Origin of the sequence: Pseudonocardia sp. (genome assembly GCF_050246655.1) — a bacterium.
Taxonomy (GTDB): domain Bacteria; phylum Actinomycetota; class Actinomycetes; order Mycobacteriales; family Pseudonocardiaceae; genus Pseudonocardia.
In genome coordinates this window covers 41,994-50,017 of the sequence record NZ_JBFWVQ010000038.1, presented here as the reverse complement: position 1 = coordinate 50,017, position 8,024 = coordinate 41,994, and the positions used below count along the sequence as shown (strand labels likewise).

The 8,024-nt window shown below is 74.2% G+C and carries 10 protein-coding genes; 4 read left to right on the top strand and 6 right to left on the bottom strand.

What is annotated here, in order from left to right; all coding sequences use genetic code 11:
* The coding region (locus tag AB7J25_RS14590; RefSeq protein ID WP_428509191.1) for a helix-turn-helix domain-containing protein at window positions 1-209 on the top strand (209 nt) is incomplete at its 5' end.
* Between the two features lie 10 nt (window positions 210-219).
* Here AB7J25_RS14590 and AB7J25_RS14585 read toward each other — a convergent pair.
* The 4 genes from AB7J25_RS14585 to AB7J25_RS14570 all read right to left on the bottom strand — a co-directional run bounded on the left by AB7J25_RS14585 (window position 220) and on the right by AB7J25_RS14570 (window position 3,435).
* Entirely contained in the window at window positions 220-819 is a 600-nt protein-coding gene (locus AB7J25_RS14585) for an N-acetyltransferase family protein (RefSeq protein ID WP_428509190.1), read from the bottom strand.
* Between the two features lie 24 nt (window positions 820-843).
* Window positions 844-1,422 carry a TetR/AcrR family transcriptional regulator gene (locus AB7J25_RS14580; protein WP_428509188.1) on the bottom strand — a complete coding sequence of 193 codons (579 nt, stop codon included), beginning with the start codon at window positions 1,420-1,422 and terminating at the stop codon, window positions 844-846.
* A gap of 88 nt (window positions 1,423-1,510) precedes the next feature.
* Window positions 1,511-2,908 carry a GntP family permease gene (locus AB7J25_RS14575; protein ID WP_428509186.1) on the bottom strand — a complete coding sequence of 466 codons (1,398 nt, stop codon included), beginning with the start codon at window positions 2,906-2,908 and terminating at the stop codon, window positions 1,511-1,513.
* Window positions 2,905-3,435 (bottom strand): gluconokinase, encoded by a 531-nt coding sequence (locus AB7J25_RS14570; protein ID WP_428509184.1) that lies wholly within the window; start codon window positions 3,433-3,435, stop codon window positions 2,905-2,907. The genes AB7J25_RS14575 and AB7J25_RS14570 overlap by 4 nt, the downstream gene beginning before the upstream one ends.
* Before the next feature lie 152 nt (window positions 3,436-3,587).
* Here AB7J25_RS14570 and AB7J25_RS14565 point away from each other — a divergent pair, with 152 nt between their 5' ends.
* From AB7J25_RS14565 to AB7J25_RS14555, 3 genes are all read left to right on the top strand, one after another.
* Complete coding sequence (locus tag AB7J25_RS14565) at window positions 3,588-4,277, top strand: FadR/GntR family transcriptional regulator (protein ID WP_428509182.1); 690 nt, start codon at window positions 3,588-3,590, stop codon at window positions 4,275-4,277.
* A gap of 67 nt (window positions 4,278-4,344) precedes the next feature.
* Window positions 4,345-4,998, top strand: a complete 654-nt coding sequence (locus AB7J25_RS14560; protein ID WP_428509180.1) for a nucleoside/nucleotide kinase family protein — start codon at window positions 4,345-4,347, stop codon at window positions 4,996-4,998.
* 297 nt (window positions 4,999-5,295) lie between these two features.
* On the top strand, window positions 5,296-5,988 hold the full coding sequence (locus tag AB7J25_RS14555) for an excalibur calcium-binding domain-containing protein (RefSeq protein ID WP_428509178.1): 693 nt from the start codon (window positions 5,296-5,298) through the stop codon (window positions 5,986-5,988).
* 10 nt (window positions 5,989-5,998) lie between these two features.
* Here the strand turns inward: AB7J25_RS14555 and AB7J25_RS14550 are convergent, their stop codons facing one another.
* Window positions 5,999-7,012 carry a biotin-dependent carboxyltransferase family protein gene (locus tag AB7J25_RS14550; protein ID WP_428509176.1) on the bottom strand — a complete coding sequence of 338 codons (1,014 nt, stop codon included), beginning with the start codon at window positions 7,010-7,012 and terminating at the stop codon, window positions 5,999-6,001.
* A complete protein-coding gene (locus AB7J25_RS14545; protein ID WP_428509174.1) occupies window positions 7,009-7,971 on the bottom strand; it encodes a carboxyltransferase domain-containing protein in 963 nt (320 codons plus the stop codon). Before AB7J25_RS14545 ends, AB7J25_RS14550 begins: the two co-directional genes overlap by 4 nt.
* Window positions 7,972-8,024 lie beyond the last annotated feature (53 nt).

Below are 8,024 nucleotides of genomic sequence, written 5' to 3'. Positions count from 1 at the left end.
TGCTGGACACCCTGGAGACGTGGCTCGCGGCGTCCGGCTCCGCGACGGCCACGGCGCAGCGCCTGCACGTGCACCCCAACACCGTGCGGCACCGGCTGCGGCGCATCGCCGAGCACACCGGCCGCGACCTCGACCACCCCACCGCGCTCGCGGAGCTCGCCACCGCGGTGCACGCGCTCCGGTTGCTGCCCGACGTCCGCCCGGCCTGAGCGGCGGGCGTCAGCGGGCGAGCAGGTCGGCCAGCACGTCCTCGTCGGTGACCGTCCAGTCGGCCGTGCCGGCGAGCGGGCCGACCGGGATGCCCACGCGCACGCTCTCGCCGTCCCACACCGGGCGCGACCAGGGGGCCAGTCGCGCGGCCAGCGCGAGCATCGCGGTGTTCTCGGGCAGGACCGTGCCGGTCAGGCGCCGGTAGCCCAGGTCGGCCGCGATACCGGCCAAGGCGGTGAGCAGGCTGTGCCCGATCCCTCGGCGCTGCCACCGGTCGACGACCGCGACCGCCACCTCCGCCTCCCCGCAGGCCTGCCCGCCACCGGCGGCGAACCGCGCGATCCCGACCGGATCGCCTGTCGGATCGCCCGCCGGATCGACCAGGTACCCCGCGACGGCCACCCGGCGGTGCCCGTCGAGATCGGCCAGCGCCCGGCGCAGCGACCCGGACAGCCGCGGGACGGGGGAGTGGAAGCGCAGGTAGCGGCTGTGCGGTGAGAGCCCCGCGAACACGGCGTCGACCGCAGCGGGCGCGTCCCCGGCGGTGAGCGGCCGGATGTGGACCGGGCCGATAATGGTACGAACGATCGTTTTATCGTGGGCGAGCATGAGCGTCCTCCCTGGCGGTGTCGGTCAGCGCGCCGTGGCGATGAGCGAGTCGAGCGCGCGTCTGGCGCGCCGCTCGGCGTCCGGGTCCTCCAGCAACCGGTGGGTGAGCTGGAACGCGATCGCCACGCCGTAGAGATCCTGGGCGAACTGGCGGGTGTCGACGCCGGCCCTGAAGTGGCCCTCGCGCACGGCCCCCTCGGCGACGCGGGACAGGGTGTCCAGCCATTCCCGCTGGTGGTGGGCCAGCCGGTCGCGCACCGGTCCCGGCCGGTCGTCGAACTCCATGGCGGCGGCGACGAACGGGCAGCCACCGGGGACGCCCTCCCAGTCGATCCACCGCTCGAACAGCACGCGCAGGCGCGGCTCGCCCCGTGGCGCGGCCAGCGCCGGCCGGATCACGTCGTCGACGAACGCCTCGGCGGCGTGGTCGAGCACCTCGATCTGGAGGGTCTCCTTCGAGCCGAAGTGCGCGAACAGCCCGCTCTTGGACATCTCGGTCTGCGCGGCCAGCACCCCGATCGTCAGCCCGCCCAGCCCGACGCGGCGGGCGAGTGCCGTCGCCTCGTCGAGGACGGCGCCGCGGGTCACGTCCCCTTTGCGCATGACTCGAAAATAGCACGATCGTTCGTGCTTGGCGACCAGTGCGCCCCGTCAGGTCGCAACCTGACGGGGCGCACTGGCGCTCGCGGGGCTAGAGCACGAGGCTCAGCAGCAGGACGAACACCAGCCCGGCGACCGAGATCAGCGTCTCCATCACCGACCAGGTCTTGATGTTCTGCCCGACGGTCAGCCCGAAGTACTCCTTGACCAGCCAGAACCCGGCGTCGTTGACGTGGGAGAAGAACAGCGACCCGGCGCCGATCGCGAGCACGAGCAGCGAGGTGGTGGCGGGGTCGAGCGTCGTCACGAGCGGGGCGAGGATGCCCGACGCCGTAACAGTCGCGACGGTGGCCGAGCCCGTCGCCAGCCGGATCAGCACCGCCACGCCCCAGGCCAGGAGCAGCACCGAGACACCGCTGCCCGCGACCCAGTTCGCGATCAGGGCGCCGATCTGGGTGTCGACCAGCACCTGCTTGAACCCGCCACCGGCGGCGACGATGAGCAGGATGCCCGCGATCGGCGGCAGCGAGGACTCCAGCGAGGCCATGACGCCCTCGCGGCCCATGCCGCGCCCCAGCGTCCCCATGCCGACGAGCACGGCGAGCAGCAGCGCGATCATCGGCGTGCCGAGGAAGTCCAGGACCGTGCGCGGGCCGCCCTCGGGCAGGAGGATCTCGGCGAGCGCCTTGCCCATCATCAGCACGACCGGCAGCAGCACGGTGGCCACGGTGATCGCGAACGTGGGACGGCGGGTGCGCGTGGCGACGCCGCCTCCGCCGACGGGGCCGTCCGGCTCCTCCTCGTCCGCGGAGAACAGCGCAGGCGGCGGCACGTCCACCCAGCGGGCGGCGTAGCGGGCGAACAGCGGCCCGGCGATCGCGACGGTGGGCACCGCGACGAGCACGCCGAGGCCCAGCGTGAGGCCGAGGTTGGCGCCCAGGGCGTCGATGGCGACGAGCGGGCCGGGGTGCGGCGGCACGAGGCCGTGCATCGCGGAGAGGCCGGCGAGGGCGGGGATGCCGACGCGGATCAGCGACAGGCCGGACCGGCGGGCCACCAGGAAGATCACCGGCATGAGCAGGACGAGGCCGATCTCGAAGAACATCGGCAGCCCGATGAGCGCGCCGACGGCGGCCATCGTCCAGGGCAGGGTGCGGGTGCTGGAGCGGCTCACGAGGGTGTCGACGATGCGGTCGGCGCCCCCGGAGTCGGCGAGCAGCTTGCCGAACATCGCACCGAGCGCGATCAGGATGCCGACCCCCGCTGCGGTGGTGCCGAACCCCTTGGTGAAGCTCTCGACGGCCTCGGTGACCGGCATGCCGGCGATGGCGGCGACGACCAGCGACCCGATCGTCAGGCTGAGGAACGGGTGCAGGGAGTAGCGGGTGATGAGCAGGACGATGAGCGCGATGCCGATGAGGGCGGCGGCGACGAGGCGGCCACCGGGGACCGTCGCGGCGGGCGCGGCGGCGAGCAGGAGCGTGGTCATGCGAGCGCTCCGTTCGTGGCGCCGGCGAGGGCGGTGACGGTGGCCGTGACGAGTTCGTCCACGGAACGGTCGAGGTCGACGGCGAAGCCGGCCTCGTCGGCGGCGAGCGGTTCGAGCGTCGCGAACTGCGACTCGACGAGGGAGGCCGGCATGAAGTGGCCGGGGCGGCCCGCGACGCGGCGGGCCACGACCTCGGGGCTGCCGTCGAGGTGCACGAACCGGACGGTCGACGCGCCGCCGCGGAGGACGTCGCGGTAGCTGCGGCGCAGCGCCGAGCAGCTGAGCACCCCGCCGGTGGCGCTGTGCTCGCCGAGCCAGGCGGCGAGCGCGTGCAGCCAGGGGAGGCGGTCGGTGTCGGTGAGCGGGATGCCGGCGGACATCTTGGCGACGTTCCCGGCGGGGTGGAAGTCGTCGCCGTCGGCGAACGGGACGTGCAGGCGCTGGGCGAGCGCGGCACCGACGGTCGTCTTCCCGGATCCGGACACCCCCATGACGGTGACGAGGGGTGGTGCGGCCTGGACGGGCATCGTGGCGATCCTCCTGTGCGTCGTTGCGGCGGTGGCCGTTGGAGGACAGCGTGCGTGAAAAATAGTACTTAAACAACACTGTATCGAATCAGATCATATGAATTGCTCCAGAGGGTGGCCTCGGAGCGGGACTCGTGTGAAGAATCTGGCCCATGAGTACGCACGATGCCCTTCTGGACCGACTCGGTGCCCTGATCGCGGGCGGCGAGCTGGTCCCGGGCCAGGTCGTGCGCGCCGACGAGCTGGGTACCCGCTACGGGGTCTCGCGCACCGTCGTGCGCGAGGCCGTCCGGGTGCTGGAGGCGATGGGCCTCGTGACGAGCAGGCGCCGCGTCGGCACGATCGTCGCGCCCCGCGAGCGCTGGAACGTCCACGATCCGCGCCTGATCCGCTGGCGGCTCGACGGCCCGGGCCGCGACGAGCAACTGCGCTCGCTCTCGGAGCTGCGCAGCGGGATCGAGCCGGTCGCCGCGGGGCTCGCCGCCCGCCGCGCCACCCCCGGGCAGTGCGGGGAGCTGATGCGCGCCGTGATGGACATGGCCGTGCACGGGCGCGCCGGGGACCTGGAGGCCTACCTGCAGGCGGACGTCCGGTTCCACGCCACGCTGCTCGCGGCGTCCGGCAACGAGATGCTCGCGGCGCTCTCCGGCGTCGTCGCCGAGGTCCTCTCCGGGCGCACCCGCCACGACCTCATGCCCGCCCGCCCGGAACCGCTCGCGATCCGGCTGCACGGCGACGTCGCCGAGGCGGTCCAGGCCGGGGACGCGGTCGCGGCGGAGGCGGCGATGCGGGCGATCCTCGACGAGGCGAGCGCGGCGATGCTCGCCGAGCAGGGTTCATGATCCGTATCTGTGGTGCGCGGCGGCCACCCGTGGCCGCTCCGGACCACAACCGAGGATCATGTCACCCATGACCGGGTTCGCCGATCTGCGGGAGAGGGCCCGTGCGCTCGCCACCGGCGAGCGCCGGGCCCTGCTCGGCATCACGGGCAGCCCCGGCGCGGGCAAGACGACCCTCGCGGTCGCGCTCGTGCGGGCGCTGGGCGCGGAGCTGGGGGACGGGATCGTGGCCCACGTCCCGATGGACGGCTACCACCTCGCGGACGTCGAGCTGGAGCGGCTGGGCCGCCGCGGCCGCAAGGGCGCGCCGGACACGTTCGACCCCGGCGGGTACGCGGCGCTGCTGCGGCGGCTGCGGTCTTCGCCGGAGGAGACCGTCTACGCCCCGGCGTTCGACCGCGACATCGAGCAGCCGATCGCCGGCTCCATCCCGGTGCACCCGCGGTGCCGCCTCGTCGTCACCGAGGGCAACTACCTGCTCCTGGACGAGCCGGCGTGGCGGGCCGCCCGCGCGGAGCTGGACGCCGTCTGGTTCGTCGAGGCGGACGAGGCGCTGCGGCGTGAGCGGCTGGTGGCCCGCCACGTCGAGTTCGGCAAGGCGTCCGACACCGCGACCGCGTGGGTGGCGGGCACCGACGAGCCCAACGCGCGGCTCGTCGAGGCCACGCGGGAGCGGGCGGACCTGGTGGTGCGGGGGTTCGCGCTCCCGGAGCTGCCGGGCTGATCGGCGCGGTCGCCGGCCGGTGCGCCGCCGCCTAGTGTGCGCTCCGGCAGGTGCGGGGCGGACCGGGTGCACGTTCGGCGGCGACGGATGGGGGTTGCGGGCGGCGTGTGCTGCGGGTGCTGCGGGCGGGCCGCGGTCCCGCTTCCACTGCGGTCGGCTGGGCGAAGGTAAACCGCGGGTAACGCCACCGCGGTCGGACGCGAGTCATCCGGCGGCAGGCCGCCGCCCTGACCCGCTCCCCACGGACCCGGCGGCGCCCCGTCCCGACTCCGTTCCCGTGCCGAAAGGGCGACCCCCGTGGCCCGTCGCTTCGCCGTTGTCCCCGCTCGCATCCCGGTCCGTCGCGCAGCCCGCGGCCCCGCTCGCGTCGCCGCGCCCGCCGTCACCGTCTGCGCCGCCGCGTGCGCCACCCTCCTCCTCGGCGCGGGTACCGCGCAGGCGTTCGTCGACAAGGACTGCTCCGACTTCGCCTATCAGGAGGACGCGCAGGCGGTCCTGGACCGGGACCGGTCCGATCCCCACCGACTCGATGGGAACAATGACGGCGTCGCGTGCGAGACGCTGCCACGCCGGGGCGGCGGCGCGCCGACCACGACCACGCCACCGCCGACGACGTCGGCACCGAAACCCACGACGGCGCCCACCACGACCTCGACATCGACCTCAGCGCCGAAGCCGCGACCGACGACGGCGCCGCCCGGACACGGACCGGCCCCCCGGCCCGGCGAGGGAGAGCCGCGCCCTCGCCACGGTGATGACCGCGACGACCGCGACCGCCGCGACTGGACAGATCGGCACGACCGCGACGGGTGGGACGGCGACCGGGAGAAGGTCCGCTACGCCCACGGCGGTAGCTCCCACGGTTCCCACGATTCCCACGGCTCCCACGACACCGACGGCTCCGATGACTCCGTCGCGGTACCCCTGACCCCGCCCGGTGCCCAGGTCGCCCGGTGGCCCGCCGGGGGCGTCGACGTCGGCGGCCGGTGATCCGGCCAGGTCAGAGGCGTTCCATGTGCCGCGGATCGAGGAGGAACTCGGCGTGCCGCTGCAGGTCCGCAGCGGTGGCCAGGTCGATCTCCCGCAGCCGCACGGTGTCGCGGCCGGGCCGCAGCTGGCCCACCTTCCACAGGCTCGCCGTGGCGACCGTCGCGACCACGGCGAAGCCGCCCGAGGTGTGGCTCTCCGGGCCGAGGATGGACAGCACGTCGCCGTAGGCGAGGATCCCGCCGAGCGGGTAGCTGCCGTCGAGCAGGTTCGACGGGTGGCCTCCCGCCTCACCGCCGCCGGCGCGGGCCCAGCGGAAGCGGTGCGGGTGGAACCGGGTGGCGACGCGGTCCGAGTTGAGGTCGACGCGCCAGGGGGTGGAGAGCAGCTCGGCGTAGTCCTCGGTGGTGAGGTGGTCCGGGTCGGCGTGCGGTCCCCGCAGCACCTCGATCTCCCAGGCGTCGGTGTAGCTCGGCCGCAGGGATCGCGGCACCCGCCGACGGGCACTGCGGCCCCGCCCGCCCGCCTCGACGTCGAGGACGTCGGCCTTGGCGAGCGCGCGCCCGTCGAAGCCGCCGAGCTCGCCGACGAGGAACGTCGCGCGGGAGCCGAACACCTCGGGCACCGCGATGCCGCCGGAGAGCGCCAGGTAGAGCCGAAAGCCGGGACCGCGGGCGACGCCGCAGGTCAGCACGTCCCCCGCGGTGACGCGCAGCGCCTCCCAGGCCTCGACCGGCTCGCCGTTCAGGGTGATCTCCGAGCCGGCCGCCCCGCAGATCGCGATCAGCCCGGAGTAGAGGAGCACCGCCTGGAACTGGCCGAGTGGGATCTCCAGGGCGGCCGATCCCGGCGGGTTCCCCACGAGCACGTTGGCCGCCCGGAAGGCGAGGTCGTCGGCCGGGCCCGCGGGGAAGAACCCGAGCGCCTGCAGCCCGACGCGGCCCGGGTGGTCCTGCACCGTGGTCTGCAGGCCCGGCTCGAGGACCTCGAGCGCCGGCACCGTCTCGTGCGGCCGACGCGCCGTCACGGGACCTTCACCCGCGCCGCGGCGGCCCGGCGCGCGGCGCGCCGGGCCTCGGCCTCGGCGTCGCGGCGCGCGGACTCGGCGAGGTGGTCGCCGACGGAGTAGCTGCCCGGCTCGATGCGGTAGTCGTAGCGGCCCTCGAAGACCTGACGTCGCAGCTCGATCAGCTCGGCCTCCTCGACCCGCTCGAACCGGATCCGGTCGCCCGGCGCGACGAGGAAGGGGTCGAGGTGCCGGTTGCGGCTGCGCCCGAAGAGCCCGGAGATCGGCAGCGTCCGCCCGAAGAGCTGGTAGCTGCCGGGTGACTCGAGCGGGTACACGACCAGGCAGGGGCCGCCGATGGCGACGGCCCCCTCGGGCGTCCACGTGCGTGCCGGGTTGTACTTCGGTGCCACGAGCTCCGACCGCGGGTCCAGCGGGAGCAGCGACGGCAGCCCGGGATAGAACCCGGTGAAGGCGTTCCACCACTCGGTCTGCAGCACCCGCTCGTAGAAGGCGTCGCGGTCGGGCAGGCCGTTGCAGCGCACGATGTAGTCGATGTTGTTGCCCTCGACGACGTTGGGTGCGTCCGGCCGGGTCGCGACGCGGTAGCGGTTGACCGCCTCCCGCGACGTCGAGTCGTCGAAGGCCAGCGCGAGTGTGATGCGCCGGCTGGGCATGACCAGGGCGGACGGCGGGGGCACCCGCTCGTGGACGTCTTCGAGCGAGTCGACCAGCGCGTGCTGGGCCACCACGGCCGGGTCGAAGTGGACGAGCAGCGAGCGCAGGCCGGGAGCGGCCTGCGCGACACCGGCGACCTCCTGCTCGGCCAGCTGTCGCGCGACGGCGTGCACGAAGAAGTTGACGCAGAGATCGACGCTCGGCGGGCCGTACTCCACGAGGAGGCAGCGGTCACCCGCCGTCCGGTAGGTGACGGTGGGCCGGTCGCCGGTGAGCTTCGTGGTCCGTACGATCGCCGCCATCAGCGGATCACCGCCTCCCGGTCCGTGCGCGCTGTACGTGCCCTTGCACGGCG

Bases quoted from the DNA above. Each gene is read 5' to 3' on its own strand.
- AB7J25_RS14585 (WP_428509190.1), bottom strand. From the start codon at position 819: ATGCTCGCCCACGATAAAACGATCGTTCGTACCATTATCGGCCCGGTC.
- AB7J25_RS14580 (WP_428509188.1), bottom strand. From the start codon at position 1,422: ATGCGCAAAGGGGACGTGACCCGCGGCGCCGTCCTCGACGAGGCGACG.
- AB7J25_RS14575 (WP_428509186.1), bottom strand. From the start codon at position 2,908: ATGACCACGCTCCTGCTCGCCGCCGCGCCCGCCGCGACGGTCCCCGGT.
- AB7J25_RS14570 (WP_428509184.1), bottom strand. From the start codon at position 3,435: ATGCCCGTCCAGGCCGCACCACCCCTCGTCACCGTCATGGGGGTGTCC.
- AB7J25_RS14565 (WP_428509182.1), top strand. From the start codon at position 3,588: ATGAGTACGCACGATGCCCTTCTGGACCGACTCGGTGCCCTGATCGCG.
- AB7J25_RS14560 (WP_428509180.1), top strand. From the start codon at position 4,345: ATGACCGGGTTCGCCGATCTGCGGGAGAGGGCCCGTGCGCTCGCCACC.
- AB7J25_RS14545 (WP_428509174.1), bottom strand. From the start codon at position 7,971: ATGGCGGCGATCGTACGGACCACGAAGCTCACCGGCGACCGGCCCACC.